Origin of the sequence: Actinomadura pelletieri DSM 43383 (assembly GCF_003634705.1) — a bacterium.
In the GTDB taxonomy this organism is placed as follows: Bacteria; Actinomycetota; Actinomycetes; order Streptosporangiales; family Streptosporangiaceae; genus Spirillospora; species Spirillospora pelletieri.
Window position 1 is genome coordinate 1,101,988 of the sequence record NZ_RBWU01000001.1, and the last position, 19,089, is coordinate 1,121,076.

Sequence of the window (19,089 nt, forward strand, 5' to 3'; positions counted from 1 at the left end):
AGACGGCCGTTTCTCCCAAGGATGGAGAAGTGAAGCTTGCTCCGCAATATTCGGAGCTCCTAGGTGTGCAAAAGATGGCACAAGGCATAGCCGATATGGAGGCGGCATTTTCAGGCAAAATGAAAGTCTCCGCCTGGGTGCGCAGACACCCTAAGCTGGCCGTATCGCTTGCCAAGAATATTTTCGTTGGGAGACTGACCTCTCCTTGGCGGAAAAGTGAAAGAAAATCAGAGGAAGAGACCACATCGAACGTCACACACAGACAAGAGATGCTCGATGCAGTGGAAAGCATCGAGAAGGAGATTGCCACCGATAGAGCACTTCTGGCTATTCATGCAATGTATGACCAGAAATTCTATACGCAAGATTATCTCAGTGGCGAGCCCTTCATTCGGCTGAGCTTGAGAAACTTTTCAGGGAAAAATGACTTTCTGGCCAACGAGACACTAGAAGTATTTCTCGTGCTGCATAGGTCAGGTGTGGCAATTATGACCTTCGCGGCGCCGATAGAGGATGGGATTTCGACAGATTCTTTGATTGCTGGAGAGTCTGCCGCCGGCCTTGTCTTTTCTCAGACGACCACGTGCGAAGACCTTTGGAAAAACGCTCGCCCGTATTCGGAGAGCTATAAGACCCTGGTCGTAGAAGATGAAAAATATGACGGGACACACTGGCGCACCATAGAGTGGCGCGAACCTATCGACTTGGCATATATCTTCTCGCTGTATCAGGAACGAGTGATTGCTGCCTGCGGCGGCCGTTGGACTGAGGCTCAAGAAGAATGGCTTTGCTATCCAACGTTGATTCTAGGGAAGCTGGATTGCTGCAAAACCAGGTCTAGGTGGATTAAACGGCATAGAGTGGAGTTGGCTGGACTCGTCGGAAGGATGGCTAGCTACCAGGATATGTCACCGAATTTTGTCGATTATCTGCTAGAGCGAGACAAGTCCGTCCAGCGATCCCGTTCTTCGTACTACCTATCTTCCAACACTGTCTTCGTGGAGTGGGATTTCGTGGATGATGACGACAATGGATATCCCAGAGTGGAAGATGCCTTCAGGTTGGTCCTCATCGAAAACTTCCTTCTACAATATTGGCAGATCCGCGATCTGGACATCCTCATCTCAAGAACCAGGATATGGACACGAAAAACGCTTGAAAAGATGCAGCATGACGTAATTATGGGCCTGGAAGAACAGCGCATGACAATGATAAAGTGGGGCAATGCCCAGGATATTGTAACAGATATTCTGGTAGAGGCGAAAGTGGACCGCCTGCAGGCTAGAGTTACGAGTCGTCTCGGAACCTTGACGCAATTGATCGGAGCCATGACGGCGGCTGCAACGGCTCGCCGCGGATTCGTTATTTCGATGTTCGGTCTAACCGTGGCCGCCCTCTTGGGCATGCCAGCTCTAAGCAAGTCACTAGACGTTATCAGTGGAGCTAGTTTTCCAAACTTCCTCCATTTTGCGGAAGAGCCTATTGTCGCCTTTGCGCGTGGCGGAGATAGTTCGACACTAAAGGTCTATCTAGTCTTGATAGCGCTAATCCTTTCTATTGCCTGTGTAAACCTTGCCTGGCGCAGCCGTCTGCGGGTATCCAGGAAAGGGCTAGGAAAGTTTGGCATGCAATGGGAGGGAGAGGACCTGATTATTCGTGAACCAGATGTTAGCTATCGTCACGGTCGCCCTGTCTTCTCCGAGTCAATGGACTAGTTGACCCGCGCCGGTACTCAGTTGCCGAATTGGGCTGTTTTGGATCAAGGGGCGGCGGCGTTTGGGCCGCTGGCGCGGCCCCGCGCCTGGCCGCCCGGAGCATGCGGCGTGGGCGCCGGTCACCGGACGGCCGCGCCGGGCCGCGCATCGTGCCACGGCCGCCGGCCTCGCCCCGTTCGGCCGCCACGGGGTATGCGCCGCCGCCCGAACGGTTCCGCCTGGAGAACTCGATTCCGCCGGTTCAGGGACGTTGCAAGTTGAGCTGGAAATGCGCGGGTCCCCCGGCCCCGATGTGTTGAGGATGGCGCCAGCCGGAACCTGTCAAGGGCGCCCTACGGGCGTCACTACGTGATGGGTACGCCACCCTTGACAGAACCCGTCCGCCGCTAAGTACAGGTCTCGTCGGGGCCGGGGGGAGGAAGGTAGGGGGAAGAACAGCGGCTGCGCCGCACGCCCAAGCAGGGTGCGAGACTTGCACACCACGCGGTTGCAGGTCCTCGCATCGGGACGCGGCAGCAGCCAGGGGGATCGGGCACCATGCGGCAGCCGGGCCGCTGTCAGCGAGCGGCGAGGGCGGGAAGAGTGAGCAGGTCAGCGCGGGGCGGCGTGCCATTAGCGTGCCATTAAGCAGGGTGATCAAGGGGCAATAGCGGTCAGTTGCGGTACGGCGGAACGGCTGGTCAGTGGCGGGGGCAGGGGAGACGGGACTATTCCCAAGCTGACAGCGCGGGTTCGATTCCCGTCACCCGCTCCCACCCCAAAGGCCCAGGTCAGGGACATGATCCCCGAGCCTGGGCCTTGATCGTTTCTCCTTGACATCACCGCCGTGCAATTAGCGTGCAATTAGACAACGGGCACCAGTGATTCCGCCGCCCCGTCATCGTCACCGCCGTCCCGCTCCCGCTCGGCCTGGACGAGCGCGTTCAGCCCGTCCGCGATCGCACGGTCAGCACTGCTCGACCGGTGCTGATACCGCAGCGCCGCCCGCTCATTGTCATGCCCCATGCGTGCCATCAGGTTGCGCAGGGAGACGCCCATGTCGGCGGCGAGCGTGTTCCCCGTGTGCCGCAGGTCATGGAAGTGCAGGTTCGGGACGCCGAGCGCTTCCACAACTGGCTTCCACCGGGTCAGCTTGTTGAACCCGCTACGCCGCAGCGGACCGCCCTTGACGCCCGTGAAGACGAGGGCATCGTCCTGATCCCCCGTGTACCTGGTCAGGTGTGCGACCAGGTGAGGCACGATCGCCTCTGGAATCGCGACAGTGCGCAGACCAGCTCGTGACTTGGTCGGCCCGAGGATCATCTGACCGTTCGCCAGTTCGACGTAGGCCGCGCGGACCCGAACCGTACGGTTCGCAATGTCGATGTCACACCGCCGGAGCGCCGTCACCTCACCCCAGCGCAGGCTTGCGAACGCGGCGAGGAGGATCAGCGCCCGCAGCCGATCGTCTCTCGTCACGTCCGCGCGCCCGTCCTCGGCCAACTTCCAGAGCGCCCGATCGGCGTCCGGCCGGGTCGCGAAGGTCCGGGGGAGCCGCCGCATGTCGCCGCCCTTGGCCCGGTACCGCACCCGGTACTCCCCGGAGTCGAGTTTGCGGATGTTGCCGACCGGCCGTACGCCAACCCGCTCGGCCAGGTCGAAGATTTGTGCCACGGTAAGAACTCGCCGACCGGTACGGCGTCTCAGGCATGACCGTTAGCAACGCAATCGCCGTCCTGCGCGAAGAGGGCTTGGTCACCACCCGGCAGGGCGCCAGGGGCGCAACGGTCATCGCGACCCCGGACACGCAGGACGCCGGCGACGCGCCGCCGGAACGGAGCGAGGAATTCCAGCTCCTCTTCACCCAACTCCAGGACATCCGCGGCCAACTCCGCCGCCTCAGCACCCGGCTTGACGACTTGGACGAGCGAACCAAGGACCTCTAAGCCGAGCAGTGTTGCGACACGTTTCGGCCGCTCTCAAACAGCGACGACCGTGCGGTACGACCCACCGCCCCCCACCGTGGCCCATGCCGCACGGCTGGCCGTCAAGGCCATGGCCACCCGTCAGGATGCGTGATGGCCATGACCAGTTCCCGGACCGATACCGCTTCCACCAGGCGCCACCCGCGGTTACACCGCACCAGCGCCCACAACGACCGGGTGTAGCAGCCCCGCCGGCAGATGACCCCGAAGTGTTCGGAGACCTCGGCGAGGGGCGCCCCGGCATTCATCACTCCCCGTCCGTCTCCCAGGACGAGCCCACCACCGACACCCATCGTTCCAGCGACGACACGATCAACGACACCGTCAGGTCCACCTGCGAGCACGGCGCGAGCAGCTCACCGGTACTGGACCGGTACCACCAGCCGCCATCCCCAGCGACGACCAGAACGCTTTCCCCCAGGCACCGCGCCCTGGGGAAGTACACCCGCAGCATTGGCAGCGCATTGTCATAACGGCGCTCCACACTCCACCCCCGGCTCCGTAGCCGCCGCCCGAGCCGGTTCAGCAGCCACCGCGCAATGATCGGCCGAGGCAGCGCGGCGCGTGCACTTGGGGGGTTACACACCCACCGCGCCGCCTCAGCCTTCCCCGAGGCCGCCCCATTACTGGAGACGGCCCCGTCCGGTGATGATGGCGGGGGGAACCAGGCCAGCATCACCAGGCCCTTTCAACACACCGAAGCTCCGCGCGCTCCCGCTCCCGGACCAGCGCCTCGCGCAACGCCGTCGAGTCTGAACAGATCACCGTCGCATCGACGCCGGCGGCCGGGTCATGCAGCGTCGCGACCCAGTCGCCCAGACGTCCGTCCCAGCGTCGAGACCGCCAGATCCGGTGACCGGTGAACTCTTCCCGGAGCTGGCGGAGCGCCGGGTCATCGGTGTCGGTGTACGCACGCGTTCGCATCGCAGGGTTCCTTACTGGGAGTGGTTCATCTCAGGCCGCTCCGCTCTCGGGAGTCGGCGCGGCTGATTCGGCCCCGTGAACCCGAGCCGTGATCTGCCGTGTCCGTGCGTTGAGTTCGTCGAGTTCCACAGTGATCTCGGCGAGTTCCGTGAGGAGGATCTGACGCTCTTCCTCGGTCAGTCCGACCGCCTTCTTTCTGGTCATCGAGTGCCGTGCAGGGGTGATCTGGACGACGGGCGCCCGCCGGTTCCCGGTCATCGCGCATCTCCCCGAGTGGTGAACCGGTCGAGCCGGTTGCGCAGCTCTTCCGCGCTCTGCCCGTACAAGGCGCCCCACTCCTGCCGGGTGGCGACCCAGCGGCCCGAGCGCTCACGCGCGATCAGCCAGCCGGGGTACTCGGCTTGCAACCCATCCCGTAGACGCTCGATCAGCGCCGACGTGTCGCTACCACCGGGCCGGTTCATGGCGTCACCACCTGCGAGCCGTCCGGACGGACCTGTTCGGCGATCCGCCGAGCCGCCCCCGGAATGTCGTTGACCGGGTGCTGACGGCCGTCCCGGTCCCAGGAGAAGTACCGCCCGGAGTAGCTGACGAAGACCCACACGAAGACGCCGCGCACGTCGGTGGAGACGGCCAGCCCGGCAACGTCCTCACGAACCTCGGAGCGAACCTCGTATTCGCTCAACTCAGCCCGCAGACCGGCCAGCAACTCGATCTCAGGAGTGGTGTCGGTGTTCACGCTCCTACGGTGGCCGGGAGACGCGTCACGTCGCATTACCGCCTGTATCGCATCCAGGACGGATCGCTCTCGTCCTGTCTTCTCTGATGCTCGTCCGTGTTACGTTCCTGCCGTCGGAGGTTGAGATGGCGAATTTCCCCGTGCGGCTAAAGGTTCTGCTCCGTGAGAAGCATTGGCAGACACATCAGACGTTCTGCGCCGAGTATGACAAGGCGGCCAAAAGCATTGACCCTGGACTTGTCGGCAGTTGGCCGAGCCGGGCGCAGTTCCATCGCTGGCTGAGCGGCGAACTCAAAGGACTCCCGTACCCCCACCACTGCCGGGTTCTGGAGAAGATGCTTCCGGGCTGGACGGCGGAACAGCTTTTCGAGCCATGCCCGCCGCAGGAGTCGAACCAGCCGACGAGCAACCCCGATGAGCCGATGTCCCCGGACGTGGCCGAACTGCTCACGACCATCGAGCACCGCATCGACACCCCCAAGACCGGCGAAATCCCCTGGGGGCGCACCTCCAGGACCATCCCCGCCGCCAAGGCCCGACTCTCCAGCGACCACGGCGCCACCAGCGACCACACCCAGGCCCTCGGCCGCCGCCTGCTCCAGCTCCAACGCGAACGCCGCTTGAACGATGCCGAGATCACCGAGCTTGCCGGCCTTTCCGGTCACGTGGTCGAGCTGTCCAAGACGATCAGCCTGGAGATCTCCGAAGACGGCGCCGCCCTGCTCGAATACCGCTTCGACCTGCTCAACCTCGGCGACAAGCCACTAGCCCGCGTATCGCGCGAAGTCTGGTACGAGCACACCACCGGCCCACTGGTCATCAAGCCCATCCCCGACATAGACCGGCGTATCGCCATCCAGCGCATCCACGACACGACCAACCTGGCCAAGTTCGCCTTCCAGATCTCCCCGCCCCTTAAGCCGGGGGAGTGGGCCCGCGTCGGCTACGTCTGCGACGGCGGGAAATTCGACCTGAATCACTACTGGCGCGAATCCATGCCCCGCTACTGCCGCCGCTACGAGATCAACGTTCGGCAACGCCACATCGACCTCGGCGGATGTACCGCTACCGAGGAACACCCGGACGGTTCGGAGAACACCGCCACGGATAGCCTGGTCTGGGACATCGAGGACAAGGACGCCGTGATGTCGTTGACTCGTGACCACCTGCGCCCGAACCAGGCCGTGACGCTGCGCTGGGAGCCGATCCGTGAAGAACCTGCGTGACGAGATCGAAGCCGCCATCCGCGCCTGGCACGCCTACGAGACCGCCCGCGGTTCCGTCGCCGTCATCGACTTCGACTGCGCCCCCACCACCAGACCGACCGAACCCGCCACCAGCCGCCTAGCCGTCCACCACCAGCTACGCGACCTACACGCCCGCACCGTCGAGACCGGAGCCGACCGCCTCACCGCCCGCGTAACGGCCGACCTCGCATACCTCGGCGCCCTCCTCGGCGAACACCCGCCCCTTACCGACTACGTCCAGGCAACCCAGGGATGCCCCGCCGCCGGATGGCAAGACGGCTACATCACCCACCGAGGCGACCAAGCCCGCCAAGCCCTCACAGCCCTAGGCATCGAGTGGGGACCCGACACCGCCAGGGATCTCAACGCCGTCGAAGGCCCCATCGACACCGAAGACGCCCCCGACGCCATCCGCCAGGCCGCCGCCGACTACGAGGACGCCGTCCGCCAGCTCACCGCCACTACGGCCCCGTTCCACCTGACCATCGAGATTACCGAGATGGACGCCTACTGGGCCTACTGGCTCGACGGCGCCGGCGACCGCGTCAGACTCCGCCTCAACCTGCGCCGCGCCAGCTTCACCAAGGTCGCCGCCCGCCAGTTCGCCCTACACGAGGTACTCGGCCACGGCCTCCAGGGCGCAAGCTGGTCAGCCCGAGCCACCGCTGAAGATGTCCCCTGGGTACGCCTTATGTCGGTCCACGCCCCGCAACAAGTCCTCCTCGAAGGACTCGCCCAAGCACTCCCGTTGTTCGTCGCCCCCGACGACGAACTATTGATCACCCGCACCAGGTTCGACCACTACAACCAACTCGTACGGGCCGAGCTGCACATAGCCCTCAACCAGGGCGCGAGCATCGCCGAACTGGCCGACCACGCCCGCTTCCGCATGCCCTGGATCACCGACGCAGCCATAGCCGACCTGCTCACCGACCGAGGAGCCAACCCACAACTACGCTCCTACCTCTGGTCCTACCCCGCCGGACTCGACTGGTTCGCCAACCTCGCCGAAGCCGACCAGCCAACCAGGACAACCGTCCTACAGGCCGCCTACCGGGCCCCACTCACCCCAAGCGACCTAACAGCCCTCTGGCCCCAAGGCCCCACCATCGGCGGCCAAGCCCCCAAAACCTAGGGCCACCAGAGCAAGCGCCCGCCGAATGAAAACTTTCATTACGTCTTCAAGGGCGCCGCTCCGCGCCGCCGGCGGCCGCCCGCCCCGGCGCGCCGGGCGTGCGGCCTCTCCGGTCCGGTCCCGCCGCGCCGCGTCGCCCGACCGCCTAGACCCGCAGCTTTTCGCCCTGCCGTTAGCTTTCGGGTTCCGTTTTCGTTTGTCTTTAGGTTTCCCGGTTGGCTTAAGGTTTCGGGATTCCGTTTTCGTTTGTCTTTAGGTTTCCCGGTTGGCTTAAGGTTTCGGGATTCCGTTTTCGTTTGTCTTTAGATTTTCCAGTTGGCGCAAGATTTCGATTTCCGTTCTCGCACAAAATGCTGGAGCATTAGGTTTGCTCAAAATATCTCCGAGATTCTTCCCGGAATCTATCGTTCGACATCGATCGCGCTGCCGCCCATCGGCACGTCAGAGGCTGGATGATGCAGGATCGTTATATGTGTCCACTGGGACCTGAGTGCACATAGTCTGACCAGCGACTGAGACTTCTGTGGGCGGTTGTGTTCGCGGTTTTGATCATGCGCCGATGAAGGTTTCGTCCTCCGGTGGAGGGTGCAACAGGAATTGTGCGCGGTAGGCTTCCATAAACGTCAAAGAAGCCAGCGTGTGCGGGGCTCGACCTGGACAGTCATGCTGCCCCGCACACGCGGCCCGAGTAGCCCCTAAAGGAGGCCCTCATGTCCACACTAGCGAACGGCGGTGACGTGGTCACCGTTGCGTTCATCGTGAGCGCTACCGCCGTTCTTCTCGCGGCCCTAGGGATGGATCCCACGGCCGTGCAAACGATCACTATAGAGCTGGCAAGCCTGCTCGGAGGCTACGCAGTCGGCAGGTTGGATCAATCAACGCCCCCAAGGGCGTGACCCTCCCAGCCTTGGAGAGCGCACGGCGCGAGGGTGTCTCCAAGGCCGCTTGAGCGAGCTCGAACCAGGGGGCTGCGCCGCCCCCTGGACCCCGCGAGCCGGGGTGCTCGTTCGCGCGAAACTGTCTGTCACACCGTCTCGCCGTTCGCGCGGGCGCACCCTCCGGGACGGGTGCGGGTGCTAACGGCGGTGCTAACAACGGGGTCGGATGACCTTGGACAGGTGTGGACGGGCGGGAGGTTGCCGCGCTGGTCAGGAGGCATATGGGACGGGCCTGGACAGTCCTGATCTTGCTACGGATCAGACGGCGATGGTTGCGCCCTACGATCGCCACAGCATGGCTGAGGTGGGTACGTGGCTGGGGGCGATCGCTGCCGCGCGGCTTCCGGTGATCACCCACTCCCTGACGATGAAAGCGGGACCGGCAGGGCAGACGACCGCCAGGGCTGACCCACCAGCACCCCAGCCACGCAGGACAGGGCCACGGGAAAACCCCGCCCCGCGCACAAGCCGCCGCAACATCCACCGGCCCCGCAGCCCAACGGACTACGCCGCCCGCCCCGCACCCGGCAGAGCACACGACCGACACGGCAGCCGCACAACATCCGGCCCGGAACCACCCCGAGGCCCCACCAACACCGCTCGCCGAGGATGAACAAACTTCCACCCACGACCGCCGCAGCGCCCGCATCCGTTGCTTGGTTGCTCGTCTCGCATGACAGCCACTCTGTCGCCCGGAAACGTCCTATTGAAGGTCCTTCTTAGGGCCTATAGAGGACGTTTGAAGGTCCTTACCCGCTGTCTGGTGGGTCACAGTGCCCGCTCAGGGACGTTATGAGCGCTAGAGTCGGACTTGAAGAGGACCCAAGGAGGAGGACGAGCACCGATGCCGCGCGCAGTAGGCAACACGCGTCTCAAAGCGGCCCGACAGCATGCCGGTTACGCATCTCAGCAGGCACTAGCCGACGCCATGACGACAGCCGCTCCGTTGCTGGGCCTGGGAAACATGCAGATCAGCGCGCGGCAGATACGACGATGGGAGTCCGCGTCTCCACCGTGGCCGCGCGCCGATCATCAACGACTCTTGGTGCACCTGCTCAAGCTGCCCATCGAAGAACTCGGCTTTACCCCGCCGTGGGAGCCGTCCAACTCTCCTAGCCCGACACGGTCGAACACGGCCGCTCACGCACTCTCGGGCCAGGTCACCGGGGCCACCCTCCCACTTCCCAAGGCCAACACCGCTGTTCAGCCGCCCACCGTCGGAGCCGACTTCGCCGCGATCAACGGAGCGTTGCGACGCCTCTACTTCTCAGTTCAGCCCGCCCAGCTCCACCCCGCCGTGGTCGAGCACACAAAACTTGGTACGCAGCTACTCGCCGAAACCACCGGCGTTCCGCGCACCATCCTCGCTACCGCACTCGCCGAGTCCCTGCTACTGGTCGGCCGCATCGAGTTCTTCGACCTCCGCCAGCCCGAGGACGCCGACGCCTCATACGTCCGAGCCCTCCAGGCCGCAGGCGAAGCCGATGACCCCCTGTTGGGTGCCGCGATCCTCGCCCACGCCGCGTTCATCCCAGGATGGGACGGCCGACGCGACGAGGCCGCCGAACGGATGCGCGCCGCCCGCACCTATGCCCGACGAGGCGCCGCACCCGCCGAGTTCCTGGCATGGCTGGACGCAGTCGAAGCCGAGTGCGAAACCCGATGCGGACACCCCCGCGAAGCCCTCCGACTCATCAACCACGCCGAACACCTACTGACCGAGAGCACCGAACAACCGGCCCCCGAGTGGTTCAACTGGTTCTCACCCATCAGCCTCGCCTCATTCAAGGGAGACACCCAACTAAAGGCCGGTCAGCCCGCCCAAGCCCAGGCCACCCTCCTAGGCGTCCTAGAGGCAATCGGCGACACCAACGCCAAACAACGATCGGTCATCCTCGGCGACCTGGCCGCCGTCGAGATCGCCCAAAGCGACCCCGAGGCCGCATGCTCCTACGCCGAACAGGCCCTAGACCAACTCGCCGTCACTTGGTACGCAACCGGCATGGACCGCGTACACGACGTCCGCCGCGCCCTCCAACCCTGGGCCGACACCGAATGCGTCCGCCGCCTAGACGACCGCCTATACGGATGGCAGACAACCCTCAGCGCCCTTCAGCGTTGAACGCAGCGACACGGCCCGGAAGCTCGGCCAGCGAATCAATCCGCATCGTCGGAACGCGGTCGGCCTCCGGGTCGTCCTGCTGAATGATCCCCCACGGCCCACGCCGGATCAGCGCCGTCCGCAACCCCGCCGCAGCCGCGGGCATGATGTCGTTGTCCAACCGGTCACCCACGTACAGCACTTCCCCCGCCTCACACGGCGCAGCGTCCACCACACACCGGAAGAACCCTGGATCAGGCTTGGCCACCTCCCAGTCATCCGACGTCGCGACCATGTCACACGGCAACTCCAGCGCCCGCAGGATGCCCCCGGCCCGCACCGTCTGATTCCCCGCGATCCCGACCCACAGCCCATCACCCCGCAGCTTGGCCAACGTCGGACGCGCATCCGGGTACAAGTCCTCCTCCCCGAACGTCTCAGCCTGCCCCACCGAAGCCCGCTCCTCACGCTGCTGAGTCAGATCAAACCCCGGCGCGAACACCTGGAACGTCTCCCGATAGTCCAACCCCCGAGCGATCACCGCCCCGAACATCGCCGAGAACGTATGCCGAGGCACCCCCAACCAATCAGCCCACGTCCCATACTCCCGAGACTCATCAACCAGACACTCACCAACATCGAACACCACAGCACGAATCATGCCCGCTACTCTACTGCCACCAAAAAACCTGTCCCTCAGGGATACCTCAGCGGTAGCGGACAGCCTAATTGAAACGCAGCCCAAATAGGCCACCATCATCATACGCGTCCGTCATCCTGGCGCTTTCTCGATACTCACTTGCAAATCCCTCGCGCTGTGCCTTTTCTAGATCATCAGAGTTGAGAGTAACAATATACTGCAGCCCTTCGTCCACCGCCACTTCGCTCGCAAGGTTCAACGCACTAGCCATTTGACGTCCTTCAACTCCATCGTAAAGATGACTGTCGTGGACGAGGAAATTAGGCCCGCGACCGAGTCTATGCGCAGTTACAGCTAGGGTCAGATCAAAGCAAAAGAGCGCCATGCTCCGAACGCCTTCGCTCTTGTCGCCACCGATGGTAGGAGTGAACTTGTAACCGGATTTCGAAGGCTCGATAGATAGAGATGCCGGCCTCTTGCGACCATAGATGCGATAGGCGAACGCAGAATACGTCCTTCCTATCTCCTCAATATGTACACGACGTTCGGCGAGATCAGAGCTAAACAGGATTTCTAGCTCGGCACTTCGCAACTGCAGGTGACGATTGGCATTCTCCCAACGATCGACCGTTTCACGACGCTCAATTAACTCGGCTAGGCGCCCGGAAAGCTTCCCGAGTTGACGTTGCAACTCCTGGTAGGTTGCAAGCGCGCCTCCAGCTTCGAGGAGCCGCATGAGACTTGAGCGTTCTTCGTCGGCACGCGCTAGGCGCTCACGGTCGTCAGCGATATCCTCTGTTAGTCTCGCGCGCTCTGTCTCAAGATACCGCCGCCGATTATTTATCACGGAGGCGTGAAATTCTTCGACCTCAGCGAATCGTCGCTTAACATGAGCAGGCAGAACAAGGCCAACCTGATCATAAACTTGCTCAAGGTATTCATGATCGGGCTGAGTGTCATCTTCTTGGTTGATAGCTTGGTCGATATCGGAAAGCCGACGCTCGGAAAGCACCAGTCTGTCATTGAGCGCTCTAATCTGTCGGCTTAGCTGATCAGCCTGAGCCCGGTACTCCGAGTAGCGTTCGACCACTTTGAAACTTGACAACTGCTCGGTGAGGGCTTCTTCTTCGATCCGCAGCGTGCGTATCTCCGCGTCGAGATCACGCGCACGTCCAAGAGTCATCCCGAGAATTGGATCGCGTGTCGCCTTCCTGAGATCTCGGAGATTCTTCTCTGCAGCCGAAATCTCCTTAATCTTTCCTACCAGGCCCGTGTCCAGCCCGAACAGCCAAGCCAGGGCTGGCTGGGTCGCAAGCGCAGCTTGTTTTTTGTGGGTTTCGACAGGGCTCGAAAAAGCACCGTTAGCGACATCTCTTAAATAGAAAGCTATAAGTGACCTATAGCTAGGCTCGCCATCGTAGCCTTGAAGACCAAATAGCTCCCTGCCGAGTTCCTGCCGCCACTGATTGAGACGCCATTTTGTGTCGCCCTGGGAAACGAAAGCGGGGGTCACCCCTGACCTACCGGCAGTAGCCACGGCAGATCCAAGGTCGAACTTTAGCCAAAAAGTTGCACTCTCCAGCTCGGGCCGTCTAAGTACGTGGTCCGGCCGAGCATCAGCGCCGAGCAAGAAGTCCAACACCCTGATTAGGCTAGTTTTCCCAACGGCATTACGACTATCTTGAGAAGCTGCCTTCTTGGTTCGCTCAGCAAGTACGATATTTAGACCATAACCAAACCTCGCAGCTTTGAACTTTTCGAGATCGCTCGTCAGACTACGAAGCATGCGACACCCTCGTTAGCTCGCCAGCTTCTAGCTTAATCGAACCAGTAGTGTACAAGAAATCGAGGGTCAGAGCGAACCACCAAAATGGAATAGACGACGGCATCTTATGTTCAACTCTCCACGCGATAAGACGATCAAGGACAGTGCTAACCGTCGCTGGCTGGTCCAACTGCATCAATACTTGTGCACCAACTGCAATGAGTGCTTGGTCTGGCGCAATATTCTTGGTTGGAAGGATCATACTCTCTCGCTTGGCATCTCAAATATTTCACAACTTTCAAAGAAGTGCGTCACTACCATCATTGCTGCGCTGCGCTGTTCTTCTGCGTCATCCAACGCCGTACCAGGAAAAGCTTCTTCAATTAGATCATCACAAAGTGCATGAAAAATTGCGTCCGAGTTTTGCAAGCGGGCCTTATGAGCGTCATAGCGCACCCGGAGATTTTCGGAAACCTGAGCTCGCTCCCCGGGTGTTGCTTTTGAGAAGTAAAACCTTACATGAGTCGTGTGTACTTGGAAGCGTTTGATTAATTCCGCTACCTCTACGCCAAACTCATTGAACTCAATCTTACCAAAAGGAACAGCCGCAACATCATCGGACTCTTCTCTCAGGCGAGTGCGTGCCAAGCTCTCTACGCATCGAGCAATGTACGTCATTCCTGCGGGGTGATCAGAGGGCGGTGCACCTAAGACGTGAACTAGTTTTTCTCGGGTAGTTTTTTCTAGACAATGATCCCAGAGAACTTGTGGAGGCCAGACCTCAATAGCGACAACATTATCTTGATATTCAGACTTGAGTTCGATTACTCCCTCTGCGGCCATTATTGGGAGACCGTTAGCGTTATTGTGGACAAACGCCCATCGGTTCATGAGTATGCCCCAATGCTGAAGGGCGGCGAAAAAATCGTCGTGAATCTTATCGGTCACATAATTTTGATCCGGCTTGCTTGCTCCATAGCAAGCCAGCATTAATCCATCGACCCACCCGTCACATCCTTTGTCTCCCCGACCTCCGGGATCTACTTGAATAAAGCTTCCTCCATGTCTGGCGTGCATAAGATTTGTGACGAAATCTTGCCATTCAAACCCTGTTTTACGGATTGAGTACGCCATGAACTGACTGTGAAGCCAAGCGCGATCCTGGTCAGAGATAGCACTCATTTCAAAAGGTTTCCTCGAAATCCCATCGCCTTTACGGTATGACTACCCGCTGTGGCGCAGTTTATACGTAACTTATGCGGAACGTCTCTCAAGTTTTGAGATTACGAGGCTGCCTGGCAAGACGCACACCGCATCATGGCCGTGACCGGCCAGACCCGAGGGTCCCCGACAGGGCGCATGCTGCGACCGCAGAGGACGCAAGGGATTAGCTGCCGAATTGGGCTGTTTTGGATCAAGGGGCGGCGGCGCTTGCGCCGCTGCGCGGCCCAGCGCCGGGCCGCCCAGAGCGTGCGGCGTGGGCGCCGGTCACCGGACGGCCGCGCCGGGCCGCGCATCGCGCCGCCTCTGTCAGCCTCCGCCCCAACCGGCCGTCACGGGGTCGCGCCGCCGCCCCGTCGCCACCGAGCTGGGCATTTCGCCTCCGCCAGCACAGGGACGTTGCAGGCTGCACTGGAAATGCGCATGGCTCCCCCGACCCGATCCATCGAGGATGGCGTCGGCCGGAACCTGTCAAGGGCGCCGATGGCGTCACTACGTGATGGCCTACGGCCACCCTTGACAGAACCCGTCCGCCGCTAGGTACAGGTCCCGTCGGGGCCGGGGGAGGAAGGTAGGGGGAAGAACTGCGGCTGCGCCGCACGCCCAAGGCGATCAGGGGTACAGCTACCACGCGTGTACGGGACGTCCAGACCAGGAGCGCGCAGAGCGGTTGTCTGTCACACTAGGGCCGTTGCTGGGTTGAGCTCGGTGTCTCACCGAGTCTCGGGGCTACTGCTTCTCGGCGGCGCTGCCTACCTTGCTGAATCCACTTCCGGACGGTCGTCCGAAGGAAGAGGCGAAGGGGAGGTGATGCTCATGAAGAAGTGGCGCTCATGGTTCAACCCTGCTGCAACTGTCGCGAGCAACATCCTGGCAAGCCTGTTCGCCGCCGCTGCAGTAGCACCGGGCTGAGCCCAGCAGCACGGAACAGTTGCGGAACGGGCGACCCCGGTTGTGCCGGGTAAGGCCCGCGTTTGCTGGTCAGGGGGCGTGGCTACTCCTCTTCCTGGTCAATCCATCCTGCTGAGAACCTGGGCCCGGAGCGTGCCCGTTGCGTGCCCGTTGGAGCGGGCGATCTCGGGGCCGAACGGTCGTCAGCGGGGTTGGAGGCACGTAAGGGGAGGTCAGCGGTGTGGCTGGTGATCGTTGATCTAGAAAAGTGACTTCCCAAGCTGACAGCGCGGGTTCGATTCCCGTCACCCGCTCCCACCCCAAAGGCCCAGGTCAGGGACTAGATCTCCGACACTAGGCCTTGATCGTTTCCGGCGCCGCGAGGCCACCGGGCGATTAGCGGGCGATTACGCCGGAACGAGCGACCCCGCCGCCCCATCGTCCCGTTCGCGGTCGGCCTGGACGAGCGCGTCTAGAGCGTCCGCGATCGCGCGGTCAGCGTTGGCCGATCGATGCTGGTAGCGCAGCGCGGCCCGCTCGTTGTCGTGCCCCATCCTCGCCATGAGGTTCCGAAGCGAGACCCCCATGTCAGCCGCGAGGGTGTTGCCCGTGTGCCGAGGTCATGAAAGTGCAGGTTCGGCACACCGGGCGCCTTCACCACGAACGGCCACCGGGTGACCTTGTTGAAGCCGCTACGCCGCATCGGCCCGCCCTTGACGCCCGTGAAGACGAGCGCCTCAGCGTCCGGCCGGACGTACTTCTCTAGGTGCGCCTCCAGGTGAGGGATGATCGCGACCGTCCGCAGGCCAGCCCGTGACTTGGTCGGCCCGAGGATCATTTCCCCGTTCGCCCGCTCGACGTACGCGGCCCGCACGCGGACGGTCCGCTTCACGGTGTCGACGTCGCAGCGCCGGAGCGCGGTCACCTCACCCCACCGCAGGCTTGCGAACGCGGCGAGGAGGATGAACGCCCGGAGCCGGTCGTCCTGGACGACGTCGGCGCGCCCGTTCTCCGCCAGCTCCCAGAGCACCCGCTCAGCATCGGGACGGGTCGCGAAGGTGGCCGGGTGCCGCCGCATCGTGCCGCCCTTGGCCCGGTACCGAAGCCGGAACTCTCCCGAGTCGAGCTTGCGGATGTTGCCGACCGGCCGAGTGCCGACCCGTTCAGCCAGCTCGAACACCTGAGGAACGGTCAGAGTCGGTCGCTCGGACGTGACCTCGGTGCCGGGCCCCCGGATCTGGCACGGGTTGCGCGAGAGGATCTTGTCTTCCGTGACCGCCGTCATGAGGACCGCCCGCAGCAGCCGGTAAGCCTTGGCCGCCATGGTCTCGGAGACGCCCGACCCGAGGAGGTTCGACCGCCAGTCCCGGACCATGGACGTGCTGAGCTTGCCGAGCTGGACGCCGCCGAGGTGCGGCGCGATGTGCTTGCGCAACAGCCAGCGGTACAGCTCAACCGTCCGAGGCCGCAGGCCGGGTGGCCCGAGGAGTACGTCACCGAGCGCGCGGACCAAGCCCGCAGCGCACTTGCCGATCTCGGCATCAGGTGGGACGAGAGGACCAACGCCGAGCTACGCCAGGCCGAAGGACTCCTCGACGCCAGCGAGGCGCCCGAAGCCATCCGCCAGGCCGCCGAGGACCTAGAGCCGCTCGTCCGCCAGGCCACCGGCAGCGCCGCCCCCTACACGCTCACGATCGAGACCGCCGAGGTAGACGCCTACTGGTCGTACTGGCTGGACGGCGCTGGGTACGACGTCCGGCTACGGCTCAACCTCCCGAACGCCGAGTTCACCCAGACCGGTGCCCGACAGTTCGCCCTACACGAGGTTCTAGGCCACGGCCTACAGGCGCGAGCCTCACCGCGCAGGCCGAGGCCGAAGACGTCCCATGGGTCCGTCTCCTCAGCGTCCACGCGCCCCAACAGGTCATGCTCGAAGGTCTCGCCCAGGCATGGCCGCTCTATCTCCTGCCCGAGGACAAGGTTCTGACGGCCCGCGTCCGACTCACCCTCTACCTACAGCTCGTCTTGGCCCAGGTCCACCGAGCAATCAACGACGGCACACCCGCCGCCGAATGCGCCGACCACCTACGCGTGTGCGTCCCCTGGCTAACCGACAAGACCATTGCGGGCTACCTCGCCGACCGGGGAACCAACCCGCAGCACCGCAGCTACATGTGGGCGTATCCGGCCGGGTTCGACTGGTTCGCAGCCCTTGCAAAGGCCGACGCTAAGGTGTCCCGGGAGGTACTCCATGCCGCATACCGAGCGCCGCTCACCCCGACCGACCTCGCCGAACTCTGGCCGGCGGGACCGCCTTTCGGTGGACCCGGAGGCCCTGTTCGTCTACGGCAGTCTCCAGTTTCCTGAGGTCCTGTTCGCGCTGATCGACCGCGTCACCGACCACGAGCCAGTGAGCGCCAAGGGATGGCGAGTCGCCACCCTGCCCGGACGCCCGTACCCTGGCATCCTCCCCGGCGACAAAACCGCCCACGGTTACCTGCTTACCGGCCTCACCCCGCAGGAGTGGCGCCTCCTGGACGCGTTCGAGGACCCCGTCTATGAACTCGTCCGAGTGGACCTCACCGACGGACGCCACGGCTGGACGTACGCATGCAACCCCGGCGCCGAAGTCGGAGACGACGACTGGTCCGCCGAGGAGTTCGAGGCCCGCGAGCTGCCCGCCTACGTAGAGCGCTGCTCAGCCTGGCGCCAACGCTACGAGAGCCAGCAGGCCAGCTAAAGGGCGGCGTCGCAGGCGCACGTCCGAGTGCCCCATTTCGCTTCGCTTGCGCGTGTACTGATCGGCTGGGAAAGGGTGATCAGTTGGACTCTATTGCGTGCCGTATCTGCGGCCACGAATTGAGTGAGACAGGGACATACCAGGGTGACTTCCTGTCGGCATCCACGGAATACGCGTGTGTGTGGTGTATGGCGGTGATGGTTGTCCACCACGAGAGGCCAAGGCACTACTCGCTGGACAGGCCCCTCGTAGAGTGGCGCCTCTACCACCCACCCGCGATGCGTTGGGAGGGCGTGCACAACCAGAAGCAGGACATCATGCATGCTCGGGGGCCCTGGGAACGTACCTTGTGCGGCCTCACCACAAGCGGCCTTGCCCACTATGACAACATATGGCTCTTGGAGCGCGACAACGCCTGTACCGACTGCCGAGCGATGGCCGTCGAGATCGATGCACGCTGGCCCACAAACCAGCGTGCATGCAACGGAGAGAGCACAGGCGGCTGCTTCATCGATGCATGCATCTGCCACCGTCGTACCTGCGCACACTGCACTGAGTCACCCGAATGAGAACTTTCTTTACGTCTTCAAGGGCGCCCCGCTGACGCGGGGCGCCGGGCGGCCGCGCCCGGCTCTGCGAGCCGGGCATGCGGCCTGTTCCGTCCGGTCCCGTCTCGCGCCGCCGTGCACGGCCGCCCTGTCCAACAGCGGGAACTGTTTGAGGACGGAAGTAGCAGCCTCGCCGAGGCGGCCACGCCCAGCGAGCTGGACGGACCAGCCGCATGTGCAGGTCTCAGCGCGGCCGGGTGCGCGTGCGCTTCTGGGGAACCTCGTGGTTCCCCAGACCCCTCCTGTAACCCGGAGGGCACATTCGCGCGGATAGCCCTTGCCAGGTTCTCGCCGCTGCGCGAATGTACCCTCCGGACCGGTTGCTGCGTTTGTTCAGGTGGGCGATGGTTGGAGCGAGAAGGGAGCGAAGGTGCAGCCAGCGCGGAGGCGGCCGGGCGATTAGCGGGCGATTAGGCATGGTGATCAAAGGGCATGAGCGGTCACTTGCGGGCAGGTGTTTG

18 protein-coding genes and 1 pseudogene are annotated in these 19,089 nt (G+C 62.9%); 8 read left to right on the top strand and 11 right to left on the bottom strand.

The annotated features are described in order from the left end of the window. Positions 1–29: 29 nt before the first annotated feature. A complete protein-coding gene (locus tag BZB76_RS34130) occupies positions 30–1,715 on the top strand; it encodes a hypothetical protein (RefSeq protein ID WP_147449323.1) in 1,686 nt (561 codons plus the stop codon). An 843-nt stretch (positions 1,716–2,558) separates the two neighbouring features. Here BZB76_RS34130 and BZB76_RS05070 read toward each other — a convergent pair. Then, positions 2,559–3,368 carry a site-specific integrase gene (locus BZB76_RS05070; RefSeq protein WP_121433069.1) on the bottom strand — a complete coding sequence of 270 codons (810 nt, stop codon included), beginning with the start codon at positions 3,366–3,368 and terminating at the stop codon, positions 2,559–2,561. A gap of 17 nt (positions 3,369–3,385) precedes the next feature. Between BZB76_RS05070 and BZB76_RS35705 the strand changes: the two are divergent. Continuing rightward, positions 3,386–3,640: pseudogene (locus tag BZB76_RS35705) on the top strand (hypothetical protein); the annotation flags it as partial. Between the two features lie 286 nt (positions 3,641–3,926). On the opposite strand, the gene BZB76_RS05080 reads toward BZB76_RS35705, so the two are convergent. From BZB76_RS05080 to BZB76_RS05100, 5 genes are all read right to left on the bottom strand, one after another. Then, entirely contained in the window at positions 3,927–4,133 is a 207-nt protein-coding gene (locus BZB76_RS05080; protein ID WP_121433071.1) for a hypothetical protein, read from the bottom strand. Positions 4,134–4,354: 221 nt separating this feature from the next. After that, the gene (locus BZB76_RS05085; protein WP_121433072.1) at positions 4,355–4,603 is read right to left on the bottom strand and encodes a hypothetical protein; all 249 of its coding nucleotides are present in this window, start codon (positions 4,601–4,603) and stop codon (positions 4,355–4,357) included. A gap of 30 nt (positions 4,604–4,633) precedes the next feature. Further along, the gene (locus tag BZB76_RS05090; protein ID WP_121433073.1) at positions 4,634–4,861 is read right to left on the bottom strand and encodes a hypothetical protein; all 228 of its coding nucleotides are present in this window, start codon (positions 4,859–4,861) and stop codon (positions 4,634–4,636) included. Beyond that, positions 4,858–5,067 (bottom strand): hypothetical protein, encoded by a 210-nt coding sequence (locus tag BZB76_RS05095; protein ID WP_121433074.1) that lies wholly within the window; start codon positions 5,065–5,067, stop codon positions 4,858–4,860. The genes BZB76_RS05090 and BZB76_RS05095 overlap by 4 nt, the downstream gene beginning before the upstream one ends. Then, complete coding sequence (locus BZB76_RS05100) at positions 5,064–5,342, bottom strand: hypothetical protein (RefSeq protein ID WP_121433075.1); 279 nt, start codon at positions 5,340–5,342, stop codon at positions 5,064–5,066. Before BZB76_RS05100 ends, BZB76_RS05095 begins: the two co-directional genes overlap by 4 nt. Before the next feature lie 125 nt (positions 5,343–5,467). Between BZB76_RS05100 and BZB76_RS05105 the strand changes: the two genes are divergently transcribed. From BZB76_RS05105 to BZB76_RS05120, 4 genes are all read left to right on the top strand, one after another. Next, positions 5,468–6,568 (top strand): hypothetical protein, encoded by a 1,101-nt coding sequence (locus BZB76_RS05105; RefSeq protein WP_147449324.1) that lies wholly within the window; start codon positions 5,468–5,470, stop codon positions 6,566–6,568. Next, complete coding sequence (locus BZB76_RS36290; protein WP_281273844.1) at positions 6,552–7,724, top strand: hypothetical protein; 1,173 nt, start codon at positions 6,552–6,554, stop codon at positions 7,722–7,724. The genes BZB76_RS05105 and BZB76_RS36290 overlap by 17 nt, the downstream gene beginning before the upstream one ends. 710 nt (positions 7,725–8,434) lie before the next feature. Further along, positions 8,435–8,620 (top strand): hypothetical protein, encoded by a 186-nt coding sequence (locus BZB76_RS05115; protein WP_121433077.1) that lies wholly within the window; start codon positions 8,435–8,437, stop codon positions 8,618–8,620. Between the two features lie 1,087 nt (positions 8,621–9,707). Next, positions 9,708–10,784 (top strand): NsdA family TPR-like regulatory protein, encoded by a 1,077-nt coding sequence (locus tag BZB76_RS05120; RefSeq protein ID WP_211342830.1) that lies wholly within the window; start codon positions 9,708–9,710, stop codon positions 10,782–10,784. On the opposite strand, the gene BZB76_RS05125 is transcribed toward BZB76_RS05120, so the two are convergent. The 5 genes from BZB76_RS05125 to BZB76_RS35175 form a co-directional block, all read right to left on the bottom strand. Then, positions 10,765–11,424: an HAD family hydrolase gene (locus BZB76_RS05125; RefSeq protein WP_121433079.1), complete on the bottom strand. Its 660-nt coding sequence runs from the start codon at positions 11,422–11,424 to the stop codon at positions 10,765–10,767. The genes BZB76_RS05120 and BZB76_RS05125 overlap by 20 nt on opposite strands. A 64-nt stretch (positions 11,425–11,488) precedes the next feature. Beyond that, positions 11,489–13,189, bottom strand: a complete 1,701-nt coding sequence (locus tag BZB76_RS05130) for an ABC-three component system protein (RefSeq protein WP_121433080.1) — start codon at positions 13,187–13,189, stop codon at positions 11,489–11,491. Then, positions 13,179–13,430: an ABC-three component system middle component 6 gene (locus BZB76_RS36530; protein ID WP_121433081.1), complete on the bottom strand. Its 252-nt coding sequence runs from the start codon at positions 13,428–13,430 to the stop codon at positions 13,179–13,181. The genes BZB76_RS05130 and BZB76_RS36530 overlap by 11 nt, the downstream gene beginning before the upstream one ends. Next, positions 13,427–14,302 (bottom strand): ABC-three component system protein, encoded by an 876-nt coding sequence (locus BZB76_RS05140; protein ID WP_211342831.1) that lies wholly within the window; start codon positions 14,300–14,302, stop codon positions 13,427–13,429. Before BZB76_RS05140 ends, BZB76_RS36530 begins: the two co-directional genes overlap by 4 nt. Before the next feature lie 1,450 nt (positions 14,303–15,752). Next, on the bottom strand, positions 15,753–16,715 hold the full coding sequence (locus BZB76_RS35175) for a site-specific integrase (protein ID WP_211342832.1): 963 nt from the start codon (positions 16,713–16,715) through the stop codon (positions 15,753–15,755). On the opposite strand from BZB76_RS35175, the gene BZB76_RS34590 reads away from it, so the two are divergent. Both BZB76_RS34590 and BZB76_RS05150 read left to right on the top strand, forming a co-directional pair. Then, complete coding sequence (locus BZB76_RS34590) at positions 16,704–17,267, top strand: hypothetical protein (protein WP_170180511.1); 564 nt, start codon at positions 16,704–16,706, stop codon at positions 17,265–17,267. The two genes, BZB76_RS35175 and BZB76_RS34590, sit on opposite strands and share 12 nt — an antisense overlap. 333 nt (positions 17,268–17,600) lie before the next feature. Further along, entirely contained in the window at positions 17,601–18,020 is a 420-nt protein-coding gene (locus BZB76_RS05150) for a gamma-glutamylcyclotransferase family protein (RefSeq protein WP_246006759.1), read from the top strand. Positions 18,021–19,089: the final 1,069 nt, after the last annotated feature.